The sequence below is a fragment of the Sutcliffiella tianshenii genome, assembly GCF_016908565.1.
GTDB lineage: Bacteria > Bacillota > Bacilli > Bacillales > Bacillaceae_I > Sutcliffiella_A > Sutcliffiella_A tianshenii.
In genome coordinates this window covers 432,281-454,567 of the sequence record NZ_JAFBED010000003.1, presented here as the reverse complement: position 1 = coordinate 454,567, position 22,287 = coordinate 432,281, and the positions used below count along the sequence as shown (strand labels likewise).

General features: G+C 41.1%; 24 protein-coding genes. 15 read left to right on the top strand and 9 right to left on the bottom strand.

Annotated elements, in window-relative coordinates; all coding sequences use genetic code 11:
• The first annotated feature begins 76 nt into the window (after positions 1–76).
• The 7 genes from JOC95_RS09210 to JOC95_RS09180 all read left to right on the top strand — a co-directional run bounded on the left by JOC95_RS09210 (position 77) and on the right by JOC95_RS09180 (position 5,336).
• A complete protein-coding gene (locus tag JOC95_RS09210) occupies positions 77–319 on the top strand; it encodes a hypothetical protein (RefSeq protein WP_204415381.1) in 243 nt (80 codons plus the stop codon).
• Between the two features lie 785 nt (positions 320–1,104).
• Positions 1,105–1,344 (top strand): hypothetical protein, encoded by a 240-nt coding sequence (locus JOC95_RS09205; RefSeq protein WP_204415380.1) that lies wholly within the window; start codon positions 1,105–1,107, stop codon positions 1,342–1,344.
• An 11-nt stretch (positions 1,345–1,355) separates the two neighbouring features.
• Positions 1,356–2,096, top strand: a complete 741-nt coding sequence (locus JOC95_RS09200; protein ID WP_204415379.1) for a DUF6946 family protein — start codon at positions 1,356–1,358, stop codon at positions 2,094–2,096.
• Between the two features lie 20 nt (positions 2,097–2,116).
• Positions 2,117–2,404 (top strand): hypothetical protein, encoded by a 288-nt coding sequence (locus JOC95_RS09195; protein WP_204415378.1) that lies wholly within the window; start codon positions 2,117–2,119, stop codon positions 2,402–2,404.
• A gap of 13 nt (positions 2,405–2,417) precedes the next feature.
• The gene (locus JOC95_RS09190; RefSeq protein WP_204415377.1) at positions 2,418–2,654 is read left to right on the top strand and encodes a hypothetical protein; all 237 of its coding nucleotides are present in this window, start codon (positions 2,418–2,420) and stop codon (positions 2,652–2,654) included.
• 71 nt (positions 2,655–2,725) lie between these two features.
• Positions 2,726–3,775: a tetratricopeptide repeat protein gene (locus tag JOC95_RS09185; RefSeq protein ID WP_204415376.1), complete on the top strand. Its 1,050-nt coding sequence runs from the start codon at positions 2,726–2,728 to the stop codon at positions 3,773–3,775.
• A 508-nt stretch (positions 3,776–4,283) separates the two neighbouring features.
• Entirely contained in the window at positions 4,284–5,336 is a 1,053-nt protein-coding gene (locus JOC95_RS09180; protein WP_204415374.1) for a PIN domain-containing protein, read from the top strand.
• 244 nt (positions 5,337–5,580) lie between these two features.
• On the opposite strand, the gene JOC95_RS09175 is transcribed toward JOC95_RS09180, so the two are convergent.
• Entirely contained in the window at positions 5,581–6,609 is a 1,029-nt protein-coding gene (locus JOC95_RS09175; protein WP_204415372.1) for a DUF4365 domain-containing protein, read from the bottom strand.
• Between the two features lie 404 nt (positions 6,610–7,013).
• Here JOC95_RS09175 and JOC95_RS09170 point away from each other — a divergent pair, with 404 nt between their 5' ends.
• The 4 genes from JOC95_RS09170 to JOC95_RS09155 all read left to right on the top strand — a co-directional run bounded on the left by JOC95_RS09170 (position 7,014) and on the right by JOC95_RS09155 (position 11,155).
• Positions 7,014–8,399, top strand: a complete 1,386-nt coding sequence (locus JOC95_RS09170; protein ID WP_204415370.1) for a M20/M25/M40 family metallo-hydrolase — start codon at positions 7,014–7,016, stop codon at positions 8,397–8,399.
• Between the two features lie 33 nt (positions 8,400–8,432).
• On the top strand, positions 8,433–9,332 hold the full coding sequence (locus JOC95_RS09165) for a gamma-glutamylcyclotransferase family protein (protein ID WP_204415368.1): 900 nt from the start codon (positions 8,433–8,435) through the stop codon (positions 9,330–9,332).
• Positions 9,333–9,386: 54 nt separating this feature from the next.
• A complete protein-coding gene (locus JOC95_RS09160) occupies positions 9,387–9,908 on the top strand; it encodes a hypothetical protein (RefSeq protein ID WP_204415366.1) in 522 nt (173 codons plus the stop codon).
• Between the two features lie 416 nt (positions 9,909–10,324).
• Positions 10,325–11,155 (top strand): GNAT family N-acetyltransferase, encoded by an 831-nt coding sequence (locus JOC95_RS09155; RefSeq protein WP_204415365.1) that lies wholly within the window; start codon positions 10,325–10,327, stop codon positions 11,153–11,155.
• A gap of 51 nt (positions 11,156–11,206) precedes the next feature.
• Here the strand turns inward: JOC95_RS09155 and JOC95_RS09150 are convergent, their stop codons facing one another.
• The 3 genes from JOC95_RS09150 to JOC95_RS09140 form a co-directional block, all read right to left on the bottom strand.
• The gene (locus JOC95_RS09150) at positions 11,207–11,587 is read right to left on the bottom strand and encodes a DnaA N-terminal domain-containing protein (protein ID WP_204415364.1); all 381 of its coding nucleotides are present in this window, start codon (positions 11,585–11,587) and stop codon (positions 11,207–11,209) included.
• 105 nt (positions 11,588–11,692) lie between these two features.
• Positions 11,693–12,175: a hypothetical protein gene (locus tag JOC95_RS09145; protein WP_204415362.1), complete on the bottom strand. Its 483-nt coding sequence runs from the start codon at positions 12,173–12,175 to the stop codon at positions 11,693–11,695.
• On the bottom strand, positions 12,175–12,381 hold the full coding sequence (locus JOC95_RS09140) for a helix-turn-helix transcriptional regulator (RefSeq protein WP_204415561.1): 207 nt from the start codon (positions 12,379–12,381) through the stop codon (positions 12,175–12,177). Before JOC95_RS09140 ends, JOC95_RS09145 begins: the two co-directional genes overlap by 1 nt.
• A gap of 379 nt (positions 12,382–12,760) precedes the next feature.
• Here JOC95_RS09140 and JOC95_RS09135 point away from each other — a divergent pair, with 379 nt between their 5' ends.
• The 4 genes from JOC95_RS09135 (at position 12,761) to JOC95_RS09120 (ending at position 15,572) form a co-directional block, all read left to right on the top strand.
• Complete coding sequence (locus JOC95_RS09135) at positions 12,761–13,051, top strand: hypothetical protein (RefSeq protein WP_204415360.1); 291 nt, start codon at positions 12,761–12,763, stop codon at positions 13,049–13,051.
• Positions 13,052–13,352: 301 nt separating this feature from the next.
• Entirely contained in the window at positions 13,353–13,766 is a 414-nt protein-coding gene (locus tag JOC95_RS09130) for a GNAT family N-acetyltransferase (RefSeq protein ID WP_204415358.1), read from the top strand.
• 83 nt (positions 13,767–13,849) lie between these two features.
• Complete coding sequence (gene tolA / locus JOC95_RS09125; protein WP_204415356.1) at positions 13,850–14,395, top strand: cell envelope integrity protein TolA; 546 nt, start codon at positions 13,850–13,852, stop codon at positions 14,393–14,395.
• A 235-nt stretch (positions 14,396–14,630) separates the two neighbouring features.
• Positions 14,631–15,572 carry a DNA/RNA non-specific endonuclease gene (locus JOC95_RS09120; RefSeq protein ID WP_204415354.1) on the top strand — a complete coding sequence of 314 codons (942 nt, stop codon included), beginning with the start codon at positions 14,631–14,633 and terminating at the stop codon, positions 15,570–15,572.
• Between the two features lie 81 nt (positions 15,573–15,653).
• Here the strand turns inward: JOC95_RS09120 and JOC95_RS09115 are convergent, their stop codons facing one another.
• The 5 genes from JOC95_RS09115 to JOC95_RS09095 all read right to left on the bottom strand — a co-directional run bounded on the left by JOC95_RS09115 (position 15,654) and on the right by JOC95_RS09095 (position 22,165).
• Positions 15,654–18,086 (bottom strand): bifunctional diguanylate cyclase/phosphodiesterase, encoded by a 2,433-nt coding sequence (locus JOC95_RS09115; RefSeq protein WP_239582794.1) that lies wholly within the window; start codon positions 18,084–18,086, stop codon positions 15,654–15,656.
• Positions 18,087–18,281: 195 nt separating this feature from the next.
• A complete protein-coding gene (locus JOC95_RS09110) occupies positions 18,282–19,661 on the bottom strand; it encodes a sensor histidine kinase (RefSeq protein WP_204415352.1) in 1,380 nt (459 codons plus the stop codon).
• Positions 19,658–20,338: a response regulator transcription factor gene (locus JOC95_RS09105; RefSeq protein WP_204415350.1), complete on the bottom strand. Its 681-nt coding sequence runs from the start codon at positions 20,336–20,338 to the stop codon at positions 19,658–19,660. The genes JOC95_RS09110 and JOC95_RS09105 overlap by 4 nt, the downstream gene beginning before the upstream one ends.
• A gap of 83 nt (positions 20,339–20,421) precedes the next feature.
• Positions 20,422–21,129 (bottom strand): ABC transporter ATP-binding protein, encoded by a 708-nt coding sequence (locus JOC95_RS09100; RefSeq protein ID WP_204415349.1) that lies wholly within the window; start codon positions 21,127–21,129, stop codon positions 20,422–20,424.
• Position 21,130: 1 nt separating this feature from the next.
• Complete coding sequence (locus JOC95_RS09095; protein ID WP_204415348.1) at positions 21,131–22,165, bottom strand: ABC transporter permease; 1,035 nt, start codon at positions 22,163–22,165, stop codon at positions 21,131–21,133.
• Positions 22,166–22,287 lie beyond the last annotated feature (122 nt).

Sequence of the window (22,287 nt, the reverse complement as noted above, 5' to 3'; positions counted from 1 at the left end):
ATTGTCATAATTTTACTAGGAGTCTTGAACTATTAAATAATGGGAGAGGAGGTTGACTAGGAGGAAGAGTTAATAGATGACAATAACACAACATGCTCATTTACGCATGAATGAAAGAATTACACCGATGGGGTTCAATTTTGCAAGGAATTTTGCAAAGAATGAGATCGAGTCAGGAACACCCATCTTTACTTTGTGTAAAGACGGTATAAGAAAAACAAAGGTTATAAACAATGGTATTATCTATATCGTTGATGAAACAAGTAAGCACAATAAAATTGTAGTGACAGTCTATCTTGAATCTGAATGCCAGGAGTGATGTGAATGTTTAATATAAAGATAAAAATGTTGAGAATAAATCCACCTGACGTTTAGTTACCTTAATCTACTAACCTAAAAACTGGTTTAAAACGAAAGAAGAAGTATGTTTATAAAAATTACTAATACTTAGTCTCTCATTATTCTTCAAGACTCCACTTAATGAATAATGAATTGAGACAAAAAGTATTAGTAACTGTAGAATATTAAAATTGAACCAAAATTTATACAGATTTTGAATAAATGTTTATTAATATAGGAAATTTAACTAATAATTAAAAATTGATTTGTTTAAGTATGCCTTGTTACAAAGTTTTAAGCATTATAATGTTTACATTAATAATTTTGAATTGAAAAATGTATTAGATTAGTTTCACTATTATAACCCTAATGATTGTTATAATTGTAGAAGAGATAAGGCCCTTCACTTTAATGAAAGTGAAGGGTTTTATTCTAATTTAAAACAAATCAATACCTCAGTTATTAAAAGTTCAAAGAAAGTAATAGAATGGAAAATTAATAGTTGATATTTTTGTGAATTAAAGGAAAAAAGTTTACGTTGAAGAATGAATATGATAGTTGTTCTTAACATTTTACAAGGAGGCTGCCAATGAAGCTACTCAATAGCAAAGAAAAATTGCTGAGAAAGCTTTGAAACATTACTTACTACAAAACATTACTGGATTAAACATAAGCGAAGCCCTTACTTTTTACACCCAAGGCCTGCATTAATGGAACATAGGAGCGAATGGCTCCAAAAGATGACAAGTTTAAAAGGAGGATAACATGAAGACCCAGGCTGAAGCTGTCTTAGAAGCATTTAAAGCGCTCGGAAACGAAAGAAGTATTGCTGATATAAAAGAATGGGTTACAAAGCAATACGGAGAGAAGTGGAAGGATTATGGGACGATAATGGCTGATATGGTCCCACGGGAATTGGGAGGGAACAATAGCTCTACTGTTCCCACTAGATACAGACAATTAGGAAGAGTTAGGCCAGGTGTATATAGATTGATAGGGGTATAGGAGGAATGAAGATGATCAAAGTTTATGGTAAAAACAATGAAGAAATCCATTCTGAGAGAGAGTGGCTGAACTACGCGGCTCCTGCCAAGAAGGAAGGGCATTTGAAAGACTTAAGAAGTGCATTGGAATTAGCGAAATGCTGGTTTCGGGATGGTGAAGCAAAGGTTCCAGAAGAGCTGCAGTTACTATTAGATGCAAATGATATTACGAAGGGCCTGGTTATTTCTGAAGCATACCCCGAGAAAGAAACCAGATTGGACAATTACGGAAAAGGGAGAAATCATGATCTCGTTCTACTCGGAGAAAAGGGGAAGGAAAGGATTCTCCTATCTGTAGAAGCAAAGGCGGACGAGGCCTATGGGAAGATGATAGGGGAGTACCTAAAGAGTGTGAGCGTACGATCCAATGTACCAAACAGAATCGAGCAATTAACATTCTCCATCCTTGGCAATAAAACCAGCGAACACCTCAGATATCAACTTCTGCACGCCATTGCCGGAACGCTTATTGAAGCAAAAGAGTTAGGCACCACACAAGCCATTTTCCTTGTTCATGAATTCCACTCTGATCAATTAAACTCCAAAAACATTACAAGGAATACTACCGACTTAAATGCTTTTTTGTCTGACTTATTCGAGCAACCAATTAACCTTGAACCAAATCAGTTACTGGGACCGGTGTCAGTGAATGGGGGAGAATTTGTTCCTGAGGGGATACCTTTGTATGTGGGGAAAGTAGTGACGTATCTATAAAAGTGAGGGGTGGTGTACATATGCTTTCATTAGCTGAAAAAAGAAAGATTCTTCAGTCCTTTGAAGAATTAAGGGAAAAAGAAAATCACTTTGGTCGATTCTTCTATTATTACGACAAGTCACCCTCAAGGAAGAAAATCGTAGCCCGGGAGTTTGTATCTTCAGGGAATGGTTATGTGTTTGGAAAGTACCTCACTGAGTATCATGATGTGCTTTATCAAGATGGCTCAGTGTGTGTAAAAAACTTTTCTGCTGATGAACTGAGAAGTATTGTGAAGAAAGCAATTGATTCGTTGAATAAAAACTAGGTGGGGTGAGAACGTGGAATTTCAGGAATATTTGCAGCAGAAGCACTTGTTAAATAAAAGGGAAAGAAAAATGAAAGAGATATCGATAGATCAATATGTTAACAGACATGAAAACATGCGAAGGGACGGCATCTATAATGAAGAGAGCCAAATCGATGCCAGATTGGAGCAGAAAGTACAAGAACGCTACAAGGATTGGAAAACATATATAAAGACTATAAACCATTATTTGTCGTCTAGGAACTATTGAGACCGTGACTGTAGGCATACCGCTTCGGAAAAACAATTTTATATATTTATTATAGATAGGAGGGGATGTCTGTGATATTAAAAATGTTGTCACTAGAAGAACTAGAAGACTACGAACAAGAATTAAGCGAACGAGAAGAAGCCAGAGAGTTTGCATCTAGCTCAGAAAAGATTCAGCTTTATAAGGAAATGTACCAACGTGTGCGAAAACTGATGCGTGAAAACAAGGAGGAGTATGAACACTATGCTCCATATATTAAAGATAAGCTAGTTCATCTTCTTATTCATTATGGAACCTATCTAAAGATGGGAAACCACAAGGATGATTATTTAGCATATCAATGTTTGGAAGATGCTCTAAAGTACGATTGTGACAATCCTGTAGCAGCTTATAGACTTGGTTTTCTCTCTTATAAAAAGTGGGATTATCTGAGTGCTGCTAAATTTTTTCAAAAAGCAATTGATAACCATCAGCATAATAGGCAAAAGGCATATAAGCTTACAGAGAGACAAGTGATGAATGCCCATATTTATTTGACTAATAGTGCCCTATACATAGCAAAGAAAACGCATGAAAAAATGAAAGAACTAAATTATGATGGCGTAGAGGAAATTCAAGAGTACGAGTTTTCCTCACTCTACAACAGCTTGGAGGACAATGAACAGTATCTTCTTCAGAATGCTTTTTACAAGGTTACGCCAGAGGGGACGACAACTTGTTCTAAGGAAGAATGTAATGATCTGATGGGATATCAGCCACGTGACACTCTGATACTTTACTTTAATGATCAAAATAACTCACTCGGGTTTAATGGTGAGGAGAAAACGTTAAGTAAAGAACGTGCGGATATTCTTCATTATTTGTTAGTAAAAAGCTCGGAAGCATCTCCAGCAACGAGACAGGATTTGCAAAATTCCTTTCGCAGGACTAATGAGAGTGGAGAAGTGAGCAGAGAAAACTTCAGAAGGGCGATTTCGAGGGTGCGTGCCAAGCTTACTGAATGCAGCATCCCACAGGTTATTCAAAACACAAATTACCGTGGGGAAAACGCGTATTATTTTAACAGGTCGATTAATTTTATTATCATGTACCGAGTAGATGAAGAAATGGGATATGAGTAAGTGCTTACGTCCACAAGAATGTACCTTCTCTGAAATATTCTTTAAAAGCACTTGCCCTGTAAAGTACCTCTTGATCTCAACATTACAAATAAGAAGCACATCAACGATTTTAAGTAAAAAAGCCTAATTCTAAATTAGGCTTTGCTCTTTCACAATTGAGCCAATTGTGGACACTAATTTCTATTGATTAGTATCTTTGTACTGTGCAATAAAACTTTTTTTGTTGGGTATTCTTATTCAAAATCTGCTACCCGTTATTTGAAAAAGGACTGTAACTAACACCCATTTTCGCACAACCAAAAGTCCCTTCGTATATATCTCTTTTTATCAGCTAACTTTCTCTCGTCTGACGGGCAACCTACAAAAATTCCAAGGATTTAAATAGCTGTATCGTAACTTTTACGGTCTTTCATTTCTTTTCTTCTTCAAAATCAAATCGATACACTCTCTCCCTCTCTATATGCTAAAATTTATTGGATTAGAGTTTGACGAAAGCAGGGATGCACTCATGGATGTATTTTTGGATTCAAACGTTTCATATACCGACCCTTTTATGAAGGAAGTCATTTTTAACCGCCTACTTTTAGAACTATCGGAACACGAACATATTAATCTCTTTGTATCTGAAGTGGTGCGTGATGAAATGATTAATAATTTCAGGCAACAACTTGTAAAACAGTATGAGACAATTAAAACAAGTGAAAAAAAGATTGTTAAACTGTTACATCACAAAGAGGACAAACCAATTGAATACAATCGAACGGTTGAAGACTATGTTGAACAACTGGATCGATATTTACAAGAATTGGAAGATTATCAAGTCATTGAAGTAGTTCCTTACCCTCATGATCTTTTGCCTGAATTAGTAAAGAGATCCATTTCTAGAAGCAAACCATTTTCCGATAATAAACAGGAATTTAGAGATGCCATTATTTGGCTTTCTTATGTGGAATTTGCAAAAAAACACAACTTAGAAAAGTGTTATTTAATTACGGCGAATTCAAATGATTTCTTACAAAACGGAAAATTACATCCAGACCTTGCCAAAGATTCCACCGCTTTCACTGTTTTTAAAGATGCTCAAACCTTTATTAATCAGTCCGAAGAGGTTAAGAAACTACAGAAGACCCTTGAAGTAGAGAAATGGGCAGACGCGAAGCAAATTACTAAGAACCCAGGTCAAATCTTGGAGTTAATAGAAAAACAACAATTTGAAACGGTTTATGATGCTTGTGACAGCTTCTTTACGAATCATGGTGATTCCATGAGTGTGAAATTTGATACTTATGATACAGTTTGGTTGGAATTATACGGAATTGAATTTAAGGAAATTAATAATGTGGAAGTAGAAGTGGTTTTGGATCATGTCATTGTAACAGGCTACCTTACAGTAGAAGCCATGTTCGAGGTAAAAGATCGAAACCCAATGTATGAGCCTGGCGATGAAGAATACTTCGAACTAGGTTCCGATGAAAAAACACTCTCAATCAATTTCTCTCTTACGATTGATCAAGATATGGAAATTGAAGATTTGGATATTAACGAGATTGAGGTAGATTAACTACCTCTTTCTCGATAATAATAGCTAGAATGTTGTTTGATTAAATAAAAATTTGAAGAACAGTGAAAAAAGGCGCTTACTAAGTGTAATCGTCTCTCTATGATTTATGCCATATTTGAAATTGAGCTACGGTGTAAAAACTCCCTTTGAAGGGAGTAATTTTTTGTCTTATCCTTTAAAAAGGCAATTTCATTACCACAGATGGTGCAAAAAAACTGGTGAAATGAAAATATTATTTACTACATTATACTTTTTGAATCTCTTGGAATATTAAAAATGGATCAAAGTAGAAATCTTGGCCATTTTCAAGAACTGTAGGCGTTTTTTTAACAATTTTATAACCATAGTATTCTGGAAAATCATTGTTTATTGCATACAAGATTGTACTATTAGGTCTGTTGGATCCTGATTCTTCGAGCCATTGGCAATAGTAAGCGACATGTGGAAAGTCATTTAAAAAAAATTCAGGCAGATTTAATTTGCATATTGATTCATAGTGAATCTGGTAAAGCTGACTCAGGGTAAATAGACCGTTAGGGTTGACGGTTTTACCCACCGGGACCACAATAGAAAGAATATCTTTTTGAGTTAATTTATCGAGTGAATAAAGAGATGTGTGGTAAACTTCATTCCACAATTTTGTCGTATCACTCGCATCACCGTTACGTTCTAAAACATCTAATAGGTCTGTTTTAGCGATATGAAATGCAGTTGGTGAAGTGACAAGAGATTGCTCGGAGGATTCCCTAGCTGATTTACGACTTGCTCTAGTGCTCTCACGTCCATAAACATCATAAAGTCTATATTGATGTGCAGAAAAATATAACAGCGGTCCCTTTAATCCTTCAAATAAGCTGTTTGCCAAGGGAATTTTAATTGTATAAGATTCCTGATTTTTGTTCCAGTAATCTAAATTATTGTGAACCCAATCTTGTATATGGATATAGTAGGCTTCATCATGTCTATGCTCTCTTACATGTATGACTACAAAGATAACCGGTTCAATACAGCTTAAATAATAATTAATATAGTTCCTATCAAGACTAAAATGAATATTTTTATCAATTACTTTCAAAGATTCGGTCGCCTTTGCTTGTATTCTGATTTGTTTATCAAGCTCTGGTCTTTCTATACTTCGTTGGGCAATTAGGTCTATCCCATAATCAGAACGTTGTCGATCAGAAACAAACCATTTTTTTGATTTGACCAACTGATAAGTAACGAAACATTCACCAATATCCCCAGTAATGTGTGTATCTACTCTACTTGGCATATGTGTATTCTCCCCCCCCAATTAAAATTCAGTTTCCTACTATATTTTACCAAGCTAATTATATATGAGCTATATTTTTTTAATGCAAACGGTCAAACAGTCCAAGTAGAAATACACCGCTAAGCTCTTCTTTTCTGGAAATGTAAAAACTTATGTATTAATCGACAGTATTCGACCTGATAACTTACTTCATATAGTCCACTAGCACAGGAGTTATTTATTACACAGTATAGGTCTAATACGCAATAGAAGAGTTATGCTGTACTTGTTAGTAGAAGACTTACCTTATTAAGAATCAAGTTTGACAGAGGAGAAACATTTCAATGGCTGTAATTCTAGGCGGTGACAGGGGTGTCACCGCCTTTTTCATATAATAAGCTCATCAAGGAAAGGGAGATGATGAGATGAAAAGATGGAATCAATTATTTATACGTCAAGGGTTTATCGTAGAGGAGAAAGGACTCAATAGTTTTTCATGCTTTCAAGAAACAGAAGAGAATCTGGCATTTTTAATGGAGAGCCTTGAGAAGTTAGCTGTAGTATTTACGTATGAAATCGGAATGCTGGATGTGCTTAGCCCAGTTGTTTCCGAAGATGAATGGTTACGTGTTATGGATTTTGAATTCAGAGGACGAGGTGAAGGACTTTGGTTTCGACCAGGTCAGGAAGAGCCAAAAATAAAGGAGCTGGATACCTATATTTCTGGAGTGGTCCGGCACTTAAATCGCTTAGGACTTCATACGAAAGGATGCTGTGATGGGCATGAGAGGAGGCTGCCATCTATCAGCTTTGCAGATTGGGTGGACATGGAGCAGGTTGTAAAGGTATTACAAGCTGCTGGAGCTAACAGAATACACATTCGAGAAAATCGCATTACCATTGGAACTCCTCGCATCCAATTACTGGATGTAACTGAAAAGTTAGCGAAAATTCGCCCCCATTGGATGAACGAGAATTTCGAGTTTATTACTAAACAGTTTTTCCTTCAACAGCTAGAAGAGTGCCTGTCTATTCAAGGTGAGAGTGGCAATGAAGACACGATAAGGCAGTATGTAGTGGAAAAAATGACACCTCTTGTTGACCATATTACTGTTGACAGCAAAGGAAATATCCTTGCCCAAAAAAATTGCGGAAACGCGCAAGGACCAGTGTTACTTTTTAATGCTCATTTAGATACAGTCGAGGAAATCAGTGCGGCTAGGACGATTATGAAAAGTGGTGCGGTTTGGTCTAGTAGTGAAGGTATTCTTGGAGCTGATGATCGAGCGGGAGTTACGATTTTGCTGGAGCTTGCCCAACGTCTTGACTCTATCAAATTCAATGGGAAAGTGAAATTTATTTTTACAGTTGAAGAGGAGATTGGTCTGGTTGGTGCAAGAAAGGTAGATGAGTATTTCTTGTGGGATGTGGAAGCCGCATTTGTCGTGGATCGCCGTAACAATGGAGATATCGTCACCTCCTGTGGTGGATATGAAGCATTTTGCCACCAGCGTTTTGGAGAGTTTGTGGAAGATGTTGCGCTTTCTAATGGACTCGATGGCTGGAAGTGCACAAGAGGCGGAAGCAGTGATACGCGAATCTGGGCGTCCCACGGCATTCAAAGCGTCAACCTCTCTGTCGGCTATCAGAATGAGCACACGGATGATGAAATTTTAGATACAGATGCTTGCTATAACACGTTGCAGCTTCTAGTTGGAGTGGTGAACAATGCGAGGGAGTTGAGGAGGGTTGTGAGGTCTATTCAGATGTTGGAAAGTCCGGTTGGAGGTAGAGGCTTGAAGAAAGCTTAATGGGCCTCTAATAATATTTAGGAGGAATGACAAATGAACGTATTTGTTTACGGAACGCTTAGAAAAGGTGAAAGGAATGCTGGATTGTTGAGAGATGCCAAGTGTGTGGCGGAGCAGAGCTGGACGGAGGGTCGCTTGTATGATACAAGGTTCGGCTATCCAGCTGTTAAACCTGGCGGTGGTGGTTATGTCTACGGTGAACTTTATGAAATACGAGAGGTGAATTTGGATAGGTTGGACCGTTTGGAAGGATACATGGAAGGGGGTGTCGATAACCTATTTGAAAGAGTGGAGCAAACGATTTACACAGATAAGGGTACCGTTTCAGCACTTGTGTATGTTGGTGGACGGAGTGAAATGTTCAAACAGCACATTTCAGGTGGTGATTGGAAGGAGTATACGTTGAACACTTTGAAGCAGCAGCGTACAGTTCGCTATTTTGCCTATGGAAGCTGCATGGACATGGAGCGGATTAGTAATAAAGGTTTTGGTAATTGTTTTCGCAACGTACTTGGAGTTGGTGTCCTTCCAAACTATTCCCTTAAGTTTACGAGAAAGTCCACATTCGATGACATGGGTCGTGCGGACATAGTAGAAGACGGCTGTGGGGTGGTGGAAGGAAAGGTATATGAAATTCCAGTCTCCGTATTAGACGAATATTTGTACGGGCGAGAATTGGCGCCAGGTGCTTACAGACCTACATTTGTGACAGTTAAGATAAATGGAGCGGAAGTTCAAGTATTAACCTTTGTTGTGGTTAACAAAGAACCTGAAACCGCCCCACCACTAGAATACGAAGTAGAAATTTTCCGTGGCGCAGCAGGGTACCTTTCAGAGGCATATTTGGAAGCATTAAAACACCACATAGATTCGTTAAGGAAGCAGGGGGCCTGGGGGGGAGGTTCTGCACGGTCTGTGGAGTGTACTGGATGAGACACAAGAACTTTTCCCCTGTCTCAAATTATAAAAAAATTGGAGGAATGTAAAATGGCTACTTTTACTTGTCAGGTTTTAGTTGGACAGAAGAACTCTTATGATGGTGGAATTATTAATGTGTCTCATACCCTATTTCTCTCGGAAAATAGTATACCGGCCTGGACGTTGAAAACGACTGGTTTATATGGTGATAGTGGAGAAAGCCCAAGCAAAGTAACCTGGATTCCCACGCTGGAGCACATGCTGGAAGATGCATTGGTGATGATTGGTTTGTTTGTATTAAAAGATGAAGGTCTACTTAAATTAGCGAACAAATTTTTCCTAAAGCCAGAACAAAACTACGCGGAATTCTATTCCGACCTCACCACAGAACAGCGACAGGAACTATACCAGCACACTAGGAAAATTGAAAGCTCACACAAAATAATTCTCACCGTATTCGAAGGCTCCTCTATCTCTAAACACCTGCCAGCTTTAGAAACCTACCAAAATGATATTGAAGTTTGTACCAGCGTTTATAGAAAAGAGTTCTCCCTTTGGACGAAGAGTTTTGAGGAGAGGGGAGCATTGTAACTGAAGTGAGGCGGGGGGAAGCAAGGGACGTTTCTATTGCTTCCTATAACGATCGAAATAAACAGTGGACCATCCCTCCTCATCCAGAAAGGAATTTCCGTTCCCATGTAGAATCCTATATAAGATTCCACCCGTTTGGAGGTTATGGTTTTACTACTATTTTTGATATATCACCTGCCTAATAATGAAAATGAGGATTAGGAGAGGATATAGGATGAGATATACTTGTGCCTTCTTCTTTAAAAGGAAGCAGAGAACCGTCCCCTGGCTTCCATGCAGGAAATTTCCTATCATAGCAATTTTTAAACAAACGTTTGATTAAAAAAATTCCAAAGACAAGCCGAATCTAGAATACACCCGGCTCGGTGGCCAACTACCTATTTATATTGTTATTCTAACAAAATGAGGTGCAACCAATGCTAACAAAAGAACAACTACTCCAAATCAAAAAACTTCAACACATCTGTGAACAACAAGGAGGATTCGAACTCAAGCTAAATGTTGATATGCTCGAAAACCGGGATGAAAACAGCAAGGAAGACTTCTTTCATTATGAAGATGGGCAGCTTGTCGGGTTTCTTGGAAGCTATGGATTCGGCAATAAAGTAGAGCTGACCGGCATGGTTCACCCGGGCTACCGTGGGAAAGGGATTTTTTCTACATTGTTTGCTATGGCTGTAGAAGAGGCAAGGCACCGAAACGCCAAGGTCATCTTGTTGAATGCGCCAAGCTCTTCCCAAACAGCCAAGCAGTTTTTAGCCAACATTCCTTGCACGTTTTCGCTGACGGAATATCAGATGAAATGGCATCAGACGGACCTTTATGAGGATCCTGCTGTGACCATAAGACCTTCGGCTTCACAGGATGATTGGGATGCGGAAATTCAGCTTGAAGTGGCCTGCTTTGGATTTAGTGAAAAAGAAGCAAGTGATTTCAACCAGCGGATAAGGGAACTAAACGGGGAAGATATGTTCATCATTGAAGCTGAAGGAAGAATTGCGGGGAAAATCCGTGTATCCGAAACGGAAGGGGAAGCATGGATATATGGATTCGCGGTCTTTCCCGATCTCCAAGGTAAAGGAATCGGCAGAAAGGCTTTATCCAAAGTCGTCAAAATGAAAAGTAAAAAAGGCCTGCCTATCTTCCTGGAAGTAGAAGCTAAAAACGCCAATGCCCTCAAACTATATGAATCTTGTGGATTTAGAAATTATCATTCGCAGGATTATTATCTGTATCAGGGTCAGTAAGCGACGGAGGCCATCAATAAATGAAAAAGCATCGGGAACCAACCCGATGCTTCAACTAAAATGTTTTTTCTCTAACCTATTCAGCCTGTCTTCAAGATCTTGTACCGTTCGCTCAAGTTCGGTTATTTTCTTTTTTAATATGTCAACATCCTGCAAGGTGTAGTTTTTATCTTCAGTGCTTTCTATAAAGCTTTTTCTTGGTTGAACTTCAAAGTAAATTTCATACGTCTGTCCAGTGATTGTTTTAACTGTATGAAAGATAGTATCCTTATACTGCTTTTCAAGCCAATCACGTTGAAACTCGTATTCGGAATAGACAGTGAGAATATCATCATCAAAAGCGGCATGGGTGTTCACGATCCAAGTCAAATAGGATTGCTTTTCCAACTCATCCTTCAGCCGCTCCTTAATGCTGGTCCAGACCTGTGACATAGTATCACTCCTCGTGCTTTAAGTTAACCGATATATCCATCATACCATATCACTATATACCGATATCAGAAGAGTTGAACTTACAAGTCAGTCACATATCCAAGGTTATTCTTCATTACTTATTTCAGAAGCTAATGCACAAAGTACCCCAATGATAGTCGGTGGAATGCTGGCGATCAGAAACCACCAGTTGCCGGTCGTGATTGATAAGATGGTAAAAATAATAAGTGACACTAGCACAATGGCAATTCCGAATTTGACTCTTGATGGTTTCAGAGGCTCTGTCATATTCATATTGATGGACAGAACCATTCCCGTAATAGCCCAGCTCGCCAAATGGACAAGTATAATGACCCCCAGGATCATACCGGCTTTTAATTCAATTCCGAACAAAATCAAAGTAAATAATAAATAGCTGGAAGCAAGAGTGAAGAACCAGGAAATTGCCCGAGCCTTTTGCCAAATATGATCATGCAGTTCATCCAAACCGCGCTGCTTTTTGGCCATGCGGCGGCCAAACCACCAGGCTAATATACCCGCCACAGCTCCTCCGTATAATCCTACCAACCCGCCTACTTGTACCTCCATTATTCCTCGCCCCTTTCTTCCAATATGAAGACCTCTTCAATGATGCAATCGAATGCCTTCGAAATGTTGTATGCCAGTTCGAGTGATGGGTTATATTTTCCAGATTCGATGGCAATGATTGATTGTCTCGAGACGCCTACCTGTATTGCGAGCTCCTCTTGCGTCATCTTTCTTGCTTTGCGCAGATCCTTGATTCGATTTCTCATCATTACCCCACTTCCGTTCCTTTTGTAAAGTTAGCTTTACATTCGATTGTAAGTAAAGTTTACTTTACATTTTTGTGGATGTCAAGGTAGCTTTACATTTTTAGAGGTTAGTTATGGGTCTGTTATTGACGGGGTTTGAGGTTTGAAGAAATAAGATGTAAGTCAATATTCCTCTAGGTGATAATACAGGAAGAAGTGCTATATCATTTAAAAGAGTATATACCTACGAAAAGAACATGAAGGAAGAGTAATTATGCTGGTTACCGTGTTGATCTTAAAATGATGTTATCTGAATATATAGTGTCACTTATGTTCATTATGGGAATATATAACAATAAATGCCCTACGTTCACACTTAATATTGAAAGGGGGTTTAGTTATGGGAGTTACGAAACGGATGACAAGTTTGCAAAAAATACAAGCATTGACTGAAAAATATGGCTCTGTAAGAGAGTGTATGTGCGGTGATGTGTCTGTACCTACAAAAATCACCATTCAAGAAGAGTTTGAAGATGTAGAGTTGGTTATCCATAATTTCCCGGTTTTTCAATGTCTGGAGTGTGATGAAATAACATTCAGTCCCAAAGACCAAGTAGAATACTACAAAAAAGCAGTAAAGCATTACGAAGCCACAAAAAAAACTGAATTCGATTGTAACTTAAGTCAATAGATGTTGGAGTATAGCATGTATGTATGTGCTTTTTATGGCCAGGTCCCTTGTCCATTCCTCCAGGTTATAGCTACAGAAAAGAGACATGCCGCCGAGCATGTCTCTTTTTCGTGAAAGGGACAAGGAAGCATGGGTCCTTCGACACAAAGTAGACCTATTCCTTTGGTTTCAGAAAGGAAATTCCAATTTCATGTCGAATCTCTTGAAATATTCCACCCGTTTGGAGGTTATGGTTTTGCTACTATACTTTTGATATATCACCTGCCTAATAATGAAAACAAGGATTAGGAGGGGATATAGGATGAGATATACAAATAGTACTGATGAGATTACGGCTGATATGCTGAAGGGTTTTTTTGTAGGTTGGCCGGAGCCCCCGAATGCCGAGACGCATTTAAAGCTGCTGCATAATAGCAGTAAAGTGGTTCTAGCACTGGATGAGGATGCGAATCAAGTCATTGGCTTTATCACGGCGATTAGCGATGGCGTTTTGTCTGCATATATTCCGTTCCTTGAAGTGTTGCCGGCGTATAAAAACCAAAGGATCGGCAAGGAACTGGTAAAACGGATGCTAAAGGAGCTCGATCATATCTACATGATTGATCTATGCTGCGATGATGATGTCGTTCCTTTTTACGATAAGTTCGGCATGATCAAATCAAACGGAATGCTTATGCGGAATTATCAATGGCAGTCGGGTGTATGGAATAGATAGATTTTTAAATATGATAGGAGCTGTGGGGAAGCAGAGAACCGTCCCCCTGCTTCCATTAGAAAAATATTATGGGGGTTATTGAATTGAAAAAGTATCTAGTAGGTTTGTTTGCTTTATTATTAATTCTTAGTTTAGTAGCTTGTTCATCTGAAAGTTCCAATACCTCAAAACCAGAGGATAAGAATGAGGAACAGATCTCTGAGGACAAAGCAAAGGCGGAAGAGGAAGCCAAAGCGAAGGAAGAAGAGGAAGCTAAAGCAAAGGCAGAAGCAGAAGCCAAAGCGAAGGCGGAAGAGGAAGCTAAAGCGAAGGCAGAAGCAGAGGCCAAAGCGAAGGCGGAAGCAGAAGCTAAAGCACAGGCGGAAGCAGAAGCTAAAGCACAGGCGGAAGCAGAAGCTAAAGCGAAGGCGGAAGCAGAAGCCAAAGCGAAGGCAGAAGCAGAAGCCAAAGCACAGGCAGAAGCAGAAGCCAGAGCAAAGGCAGAAGCCGAAGCAGCTGCAGCTGAATCAGAGCACTTTGCCAATTGTACTGAGCTAAGAAAGGTATATCCAAATGGCGTAGCGTCCGATCATCCAGCCTATCAATCTAAAATGGATAGAGATAAAGATAATTTTGCCTGTGAAAGATAGATACTGAATGATGAATAATCCCTTCTCCAATAATGAGATGGGATTATTTTTTTATTTTGAAATGAATGATTGAAATCCCCGAATGTAGATTTGAATCGAAAGACCTAGAAGAAAAGAATAATAAATCCTGTTTATTGGAATATAATGATAGTTGATAGAAATCTACTAATCTGTAAAATGAAGTAATCGAGATTTTTAGAATGAACAACATGAAATAACAATAGGGGAGTCCTAAATGAAAAAGAAAATGAACAACTATTTAATGTTACTTTTAACGGCCATGTTGATGTTTGGTTGCACCAACGTAGAAGATGCATCCAATACAGATGGAGAGACAGCCTCACAAGAAGTAACCACAGTTAATACAGAAGATAATAGTGAAAAAGAAGAAGCTGCCACTCCGGTTGTTGAGGAAACAGAGGTAGAGGAAACACCAACAGAACCAAATGATGAATTGTTCGCAGGATACACACTTATTGAAGTTGATGGTGGTGATCTGTCTGGATATCGAGAGGCTAACGTCGTCGTTGACATTGGTTATGGGGACCGTGTATATTGGGCATTCACTAATGAATTCGGACAGCTGGTACGTGTCATTGCTGATGAAATCATTGTTCAAGATGACCTGAACGAACCGGTATTATCGTCAGGCAGATACTACTCTGATGAGGCGAAGGTTCCTGGTGTCGAAAGTGACGTTTTAGATGAAGGGCATATCATTGCTGATTCTCTCGGAGGGGTATCGAATGCTTATAATATTACCCCACAAGATAGTGCGCTCAACCGGCATGGTGATCAAGCTTATATGGAAGAAGTGATCCGCAAAGCAGGCGGGGCCACCAATTTTGAAGCAATTATTACCTATCCGGATACGGAAACGCAGATTCCTTCAAGTTATCAGTATACCTACACTTTAATGGGTAACAGGATCATTGATAGATTTGACAATGTGAACCCTGATGAAGTAAACGCAGAGCGCGGTTTAACAGACAGTGAGCCAACTGAAACAACCGGTTCGGATACAGATGGTGATATTTCCAGTGTTGATACAAACGGTAATGGACAAGTGACGATCAAAGAAGCAAAAGAAGCAGGTTTCAGTATGCCGATAACGAGTGATCATTGGCTCTATAAATATATGGACGATCGAGATGGGGATGGACTGGTAGGTGAGTAAGCCTCTGGAACTTTGAGGCAAGAGAAATATAAGAATTATTACGGAAAAAGTGTTACGCCATCCCAACGGCGTAACACTTTTTTACATTTTAACCGCATTCCCTTCCAACATCCCCCTCATATCCTCCGCTGATATCGGTCTGCTGAAGTAGTAGCCTTGTGCCTCGTTGCACTGCTTTTGCTGCAGGAATTGGAGCTGTTCTACGGTTTCCACGCCTTCTGCGATCACTTTCAGGTTGAGGTTGTGGGCCATGGTGATGATGGTTTCGACGAGGGACGCGTCTTTTGGGTCTGCATAGATGTATCTTGTAAAGCTTTGATCAATTTTCAAGGTGTGGATCGGGAATGTCTTTAAGTAGTTCAGGGAGGAATATCCCGTCCCAAAGTCATCGATGGATAGATGGATCCCCATATCCTTCAGCTGCTGCATTTTCCCTACCGCATGCTTGGAGTCTTGAATGATGCTCTCTGTGAGTTCGAGTTCAAGATAGTGGGCAGCTAAGCCGGTTTCCTTAAGGATGTTTTTCACCCGGTCCAGTAGGTCACTTTGCTGGAACTGGCGGGAGGAGATGTTCACTGCCATCCTTAGCGGTTTGTAGCCTTGGTCTTGCCAGCGTTTATTTTGCAGGCAAGCTTCCTTTAAGATCCATTCGCCGATCTGCAGGATGAGGCCGGTTTCTTCAGCGATCGGAATGAATTCAACAGGTGAGATGCTGCCCCATTCTGGATGATTCCAGCGAAGAAGTGCTTCTGCTCCTATGATCTGATTGGTGTTTACGTTTATTTGCGGTTGATAGACAACTGTAAATTCATGCCGTTCCAATGCTTTGCGCAATCCGATTTCCAGCTTCATCCTACGTGATACAGCTTCGTTCATTGCCGGCGTATAAAATTGAAAATTGTTTTTGCCGAGCTCCTTTACTTGATACATGGCGGTGTCTGCATTTTTTATCAAGGTCTCGATGTCTTTTCCATCTGTAGGGTACATCGCAATCCCGATCGATGGGGTGATATAGAGCTCCAGCTCCTCTACAAGCAATGAGCTGTTAAGGGCGTCTACAATCGCCTTTGCCCGCTTTGTCACTTCAGCAGCCGTTATTTGCGGAAGCAGCACAATAAATTCATCCCCGCCCTGTCTTGATAAAGTATCGTGTTTTCCCAGGAATGTCTGGATGCGGTTTGCCACCTCGATCAATAGCTGATCCCCGACAGCATGTCCGAGCGTATCATTGATATACTTGAAACGATCAAGGTCGATGAACATGATGCTTAGGGAATGCTTATTCTGATCGGCCAGGTCCATTGCCAAGGATAAACGGTCGTTTAACAAGAGGCGGTTAGGAAGTCCTGTCAAAGAATCTAGGTAGACCATCCTGTCCATCTTTTTCTCATTTCTTTTTCTCTCGGTAATATCGCGGATGATACTGCTGAAGAAAATCGTGTCTTCTTCCTTCCAAGCTGCCAACGATAATTCGATGGGAATTTCACTGCCGTCTTTTTTAACGGCTTCCAATTCCACTGTTTTTCCGATCACTTTTGGCTCTTCCGTAGAGATATAGCGGTTCATCCCCTTTTGATGGGCTTCCTGGTATCGTTTAGGAATGATCGTCTGCAGCTTCTCGCCGACGACTTCATCTTTTTCAAAACCAAAGATCTTTTCTGCCCCTTTGTTCCAGGAGATGATCGTACCTGTGCAATCGGATATGATGATGGCGTCATTCGCTGATTCAATGACAGATAAGAATCTTCGCTCCGAAATGATCGATTGATTCTCAAAACGCCGGTCTATCAACACACTCACAAAGACAAACCCCAGTAAAATAAGAACGACAAGCCCTATTCCATAGGCCAAATATGTATTGGTGATGGGTTCTAATCCTGTTACGCCCGTATGGTGGTGATGTGCCTCGTAGCTTGCAGCGGCCATTCCCGTGTAATGCATGCCAGAGATGGCGGCTCCCATGATGAGCCCGCTGATAATCTTCCTCCAAAGGATTTTTTTGGATTGATAGTTTTTACTCACAAAAGAGATCAGATAGATCGCCACTACTGAAGCAATGAATGCGATAAGTATCGATAGACCATAGAGCATTGGATCATATACGATCTCAGCATCCATCACCATCGCTTCCATTCCGGTATAATGCATGGAAACAATGCCTGTCGCTATAAAGAAAGCGCCCAGGAATACATGTCTTTTTTCCAGTACGTATCTGCTGATGATGTACAAGGCTATGCCGGACGAAAGAATAGCAGGCAGAATCGAAATGATCACCCAACGATAATCATATTGGACGGGGATATCCAAGTTAAAGGCGAGCATGGCGACAAAATGCATCGCCCAGATCCCCATGCCCATTGCCAAGGCACCCGCACTGCCCCAAGCTATCTGCGCATATGACTTCGCCTTCCGAACCTGAATCCCCAAATCAAGTGCAGCGTAGGAGGCCATGATGGCGATCAATATCGAGAGCAGCACAAGAGGGAGGTGGTATGAACTTGATATAGCTTCCATGTGGACGATTGCTCCTTTTAAATGACAAGATTAAATCGAAAGTTTGATAGATTAATTTTATCATTTAATGGAAGAGGGAGTGGGAGAAAAATACAGGGGAATGAAAATTTCTATGGAGCAAGTGTGAAGCAAGGGGACGGTTCTCTGCTTCCTTGCCAATCGGCAGCAGAGAACCGTCCCTATGCTTCCTTACACTTATCCCACCGGCAATTCCACCACAAAAGATGTTCCCTCGTCCACTTTGCTTGTTACATGAATCCGCCCACCATGCAGCTTCACAATCTTTGCCACAATGGATAGACCAAGTCCCGTTCCTTCTATGGTTCGGGTTCGCGCCGCATCTGCCCGGTAGAAGCGGTCGAATATCCGTTCCACTTCAGCAGGGCTCAGTCCCATGCCTGTATCCTTAAAGGTGATCAATAGCCTATCTTCTTTGTCCTCAATGATTAGATCGATGAGCCCGCCATCTTTATTGTATTTGATCGCATTGGAGAGCAGATTATCCCAAACTGTATGAAGCAGGGAGGGATCACCGATGATTTCCGTATCGGGCAGGGAATAGCTGAGCATCATTCCTTTATCACTGACGAGCCATTGATAGTTCCGGACCAGATCCCGCAGCTGTTGTCCCACATTGAATGGAGTCTTTTTCACAATAGAATCATCACGGTCCAGGGAGGCAAGAAGCAATAGTTGCTTGGTCAGGATCGAAAGTCTGTTTGTTTCGTCCTGGATAATGGATATATACTCGCTTCTTTCTTCCGGACTGATCGTTTCTTTTTCCAAAAGCGTGGTATAGCCTTTTATATTGGAAAGCGGGGACTGTATATCATGCGAAATGTTTGATATGAATTCCTTGCGCATATCGTCCATCTGCCCCAATTGCTTGGCCATCCGCTCAAAGCTTCGGGATAGCTCTCCAAGCTCATCATGACGGTTGCTATCAAGCTTCACATTGAAATCGCCTTTGGAGAGGGAGGTGGTGGCTTTGGTCAGTTTGGCAATGGGCTTCACGAGATATTTGGCACTGAATACGACCATCACGATGCTCAGTAAGATTGTGAGGAGTAGCAGCCACGCAAATAAATAGTGCATCTCGTTAAATAGAAGCTTAATGTCGGGCCGGACGAAAAGGGCATAGTTTTCCCCTTTATGCGTTAACGGGACCCCGATGGTATTATTCAGGTCATTGGCAAAAAAGCCTGTTACAAACAACTCCTGCGGATATTGAAGAATGCCATGGTAGACATTCCCCGCGAGGACCGCCTCCATGGTCGATGTTGACAGTCCGTTCTCTTTGAATGCTGCACCAAACGAAACGGCCTCACCGCTATTGTCCACGAGATAAAGCTGATATCCGATGGAAGAGACGTTTTCCAGATATTCATTCAAGCTGACATCCGGATGTTCGTCCGCGAACAAGGCGATCGATTGGGCGATCCTGGTTGTTTTTTCATCGTTTTCGGGCTTTAATTTTTGCTGATAATAGGCATTGGAGATGAAAAAGGCGAGCACACCGCTGACTATCATGATCCCGATTGTCATAAAGACAAATTTAGTATAGAGAGATTTCATTCGCGTTTTGCCTCCAATGAATACCCGACGCCCCGTACGGTTTTAATCTGAAAATCATCTGTATATGGTAACAGGCGCTCTCTTAATCTTTTTATATGAACATCCACCGTCCGCACGTCCCCGTCATAATCAAAGCCCCATACCTGTTGTATCAGATGATCCCGGGTGAACACCCTCATAGGATTTGCCATCAGAAAATACAACAGTTCAAATTCCTTCAGGGGCAATAGGATGGTCCGGTCTGCGATGGTCACTTCATAGCTTTTTTTATTTATCCTGGTATTTCCTATCTGTAGCAGTGATTCCTGCGGTTGCTTATCGTACCGGCGCAACAGGGCTTTTATCCGGAAGCACAGCTCTTTTGGTTCGAACGGCTTCACGAGATAATCGTCCGTTCCAGCCTCGAATCCCTGCTCCTTGTCCTCGATCTGATTTTTGGCAGTCAACAGGATAACGGGGATAGAGTAGCGGCGTCTGATCTCCTTCGTCAAGGTAAAGCCATCCATAAATGGCATCATCACATCGACCACTGCCAAATCACAGGGCTGCTTTTGGAGGATTTCCAGTGCTGCCATCCCGTCTTTTGCCTGAAATACTTGATAGCCCTGCTCGGAAAGATGGATCCTAATAAGGTTCAGGATATGGATATCGTCATCAACAATCAGTATATTGGTCATTCTGGTTACTCCTATAAGTTAAAAATCACTTCCACTAAACTGTAACTTTAAAAATCGTCCCATGCAAACTGCAGAGACGGAATTTACGATGTTTCCTTATGCTCTGTTTTTTCCTCCTGCAAAATGCGGCCGTCGCTCATCCTGATGATGCGATCGGCAAAGGGAAGCATCGCTTCGTCATGGGTGACCATCAAGGTGGCAATGTTCAGCGTATCCGTCAATTCCCGTATCAAGGTAAGCACGGCTTTGGATTTTGTGGAATCCAGGCTTGCGGTTGGTTCATCGGCGAAAAGGATGGCAGGCTTATGGATGATGGCACGCGCAATGGCCACCCGTTGTTTTTCCCCGCCGGACAATGAGGCAGGATAGGCGTTTCTGCGGTGCTCCATCTCAACCAGTTGCAGAACCCTTGCAATTTCTTTTCTTTGGGCCTCTTTTGTTAATGTTGATTCCGAGACATCCAGCATCAGCTTTAATTGCTCTTCCACAGTGAGGAATGGAACGAGATGTGCCGCTTGGAAGACGAAGCCGAATTTTTCTGCCCGTATTTTCCTGATCTCCTCCTGATCCATCCTGTGCAAGCTTTTCCCGTCCATGAGGATTTCACCACCGGATGCAGGTTGTAGTCCGGCTGCGATGGTCAGAAGGGTGCTCTTGCCGGACCCTGAAGCCCCCACTAAAGCAGTCAACTCACCTTTTTTCAGAGAAAGGTGGACGCCTTTCAAAATTTCTTCTTCCACATCTCCTTGAATGAACGTTTTCTTCACGTGCTTCATTGTAAAGAATGCCATATTACACCTCTCCTTGCTGAATGGCTTGTAGTGCTTGGGATTTTTTAATCTGAATCCCTGAAATGGAAGCGCCGATAAATCCGATTAGAAGAAAGACTATCGACAGCTGTACGGTTGATGGAAGAGTCAGATGAAAAGGCATGCCTTCCGGGGCAACGAGTTGAAAGCCCTGGCTCACTGCCGCCGCCAGGGTCAGCGCCATTGCCGAAATACTAAGCATCTGCGTCCACATCATCTTGAATAAAGCGCTTGTTTTCAATCCGAGCGCTTTTAAAATGCCATACAAGCCGATCTTTTGGACATTCATCATATAGAAGAAGATGGCAAACAGCATGCCACTGATCACGACCAAAAACCAGACAATCATCGTAAGGGTAATCTGTTCGGCGCTATAACTTGGAATCGATTGGAGAAATTGCTTTTTTGTGAATGCTTCCAAGCCTGCAATTTCCACAGCCTTCTCCATTCCTGGTATGAAAATCAACTGCATTTCCTCCACCCTATGCATCTCCTGGTAGTCGTCCATATGAATGAACGCAACAGGCGCATGGCTGAATTTCTTCTGGTCGACGAATTCTTTTACAGTGAAGTCTCGATTTAAAGCAGGGACAGTCAGGCTGTCTCCCTCGGCAATTCCCTTGCTTTTCATCGAACGATCGAGGAAAATCTCACCGGGCTCTACACGCTTGAAGTGTGGTGAATCGGTCGAAGTGACAAACACAACGTTTAGTGGCTTGTCTCCCTGATCATTCAAGAACCCCATTTGAATCGAAAGTGCCACTGCATTCTTTTGCTCATCTAACACTTTCTCCTGGATATTGCCCTCTATCCTCGATAGATTAAAAGATTCCTCAGCCTCCTCATCCATGTAGAATTGTCCCTCAGGTAAATCCTTGATCAACGCCGCATTGTCCTGTGATAAACCGTTGGCCAAACCAGAAATGATAAACGTCAAAAAGCTGATAAGAAACACAATGGAACCCAAAATCAGAAACCTCACTTTATTCTTCCGCATTTCTTTCCACCCAAGATTCATTGGGATACCTCCTAAATTTTAATAGACCAGTAACAATGGCCACTTTGTAAACTTAGAATATATCTTTTATATGAACGGAGGATGAACGGGAAATTAGAAATGCATCTGAAAAAAGTAATGGG

Excerpts from the sequence above, each read along its gene's own strand:
- JOC95_RS09200 (WP_204415379.1), top strand. The coding sequence starts at position 1,356 with ATGATCAAAGTTTATGGTAAAAACAATGAAGAAATCCATTCTGAGAGA.
- JOC95_RS09145 (WP_204415362.1), bottom strand. The coding sequence starts at position 12,175 with ATGGAGGTACAAGTAGGCGGGTTGGTAGGATTATACGGAGGAGCTGTG.
- JOC95_RS09210 (WP_204415381.1), top strand. The coding sequence starts at position 77 with ATGACAATAACACAACATGCTCATTTACGCATGAATGAAAGAATTACA.
- JOC95_RS09180 (WP_204415374.1), top strand. The coding sequence starts at position 4,284 with ATGGATGTATTTTTGGATTCAAACGTTTCATATACCGACCCTTTTATG.
- JOC95_RS09170 (WP_204415370.1), top strand. The coding sequence starts at position 7,014 with ATGAAAAGATGGAATCAATTATTTATACGTCAAGGGTTTATCGTAGAG.
- JOC95_RS09110 (WP_204415352.1), bottom strand. The coding sequence starts at position 19,661 with ATGAAATCTCTCTATACTAAATTTGTCTTTATGACAATCGGGATCATG.
- JOC95_RS09135 (WP_204415360.1), top strand. The coding sequence starts at position 12,761 with ATGGGAGTTACGAAACGGATGACAAGTTTGCAAAAAATACAAGCATTG.
- JOC95_RS09105 (WP_204415350.1), bottom strand. The coding sequence starts at position 20,338 with ATGACCAATATACTGATTGTTGATGACGATATCCATATCCTGAACCTT.
- JOC95_RS09115 (WP_239582794.1), bottom strand. The coding sequence starts at position 18,086 with ATGGAAGCTATATCAAGTTCATACCACCTCCCTCTTGTGCTGCTCTCG.
- JOC95_RS09095 (WP_204415348.1), bottom strand. The coding sequence starts at position 22,165 with ATGAATCTTGGGTGGAAAGAAATGCGGAAGAATAAAGTGAGGTTTCTG.
- JOC95_RS09165 (WP_204415368.1), top strand. The coding sequence starts at position 8,433 with ATGAACGTATTTGTTTACGGAACGCTTAGAAAAGGTGAAAGGAATGCT.
- JOC95_RS09195 (WP_204415378.1), top strand. The coding sequence starts at position 2,117 with ATGCTTTCATTAGCTGAAAAAAGAAAGATTCTTCAGTCCTTTGAAGAA.
- JOC95_RS09150 (WP_204415364.1), bottom strand. The coding sequence starts at position 11,587 with ATGTCACAGGTCTGGACCAGCATTAAGGAGCGGCTGAAGGATGAGTTG.
- JOC95_RS09130 (WP_204415358.1), top strand. The coding sequence starts at position 13,353 with ATGAGATATACAAATAGTACTGATGAGATTACGGCTGATATGCTGAAG.
- JOC95_RS09205 (WP_204415380.1), top strand. The coding sequence starts at position 1,105 with ATGAAGACCCAGGCTGAAGCTGTCTTAGAAGCATTTAAAGCGCTCGGA.
- JOC95_RS09155 (WP_204415365.1), top strand. The coding sequence starts at position 10,325 with ATGCTAACAAAAGAACAACTACTCCAAATCAAAAAACTTCAACACATC.
- JOC95_RS09100 (WP_204415349.1), bottom strand. The coding sequence starts at position 21,129 with ATGGCATTCTTTACAATGAAGCACGTGAAGAAAACGTTCATTCAAGGA.
- JOC95_RS09175 (WP_204415372.1), bottom strand. The coding sequence starts at position 6,609 with ATGCCAAGTAGAGTAGATACACACATTACTGGGGATATTGGTGAATGT.
- JOC95_RS09140 (WP_204415561.1), bottom strand. The coding sequence starts at position 12,381 with ATGAGAAATCGAATCAAGGATCTGCGCAAAGCAAGAAAGATGACGCAA.
- JOC95_RS09120 (WP_204415354.1), top strand. The coding sequence starts at position 14,631 with ATGAAAAAGAAAATGAACAACTATTTAATGTTACTTTTAACGGCCATG.
- JOC95_RS09160 (WP_204415366.1), top strand. The coding sequence starts at position 9,387 with ATGGCTACTTTTACTTGTCAGGTTTTAGTTGGACAGAAGAACTCTTAT.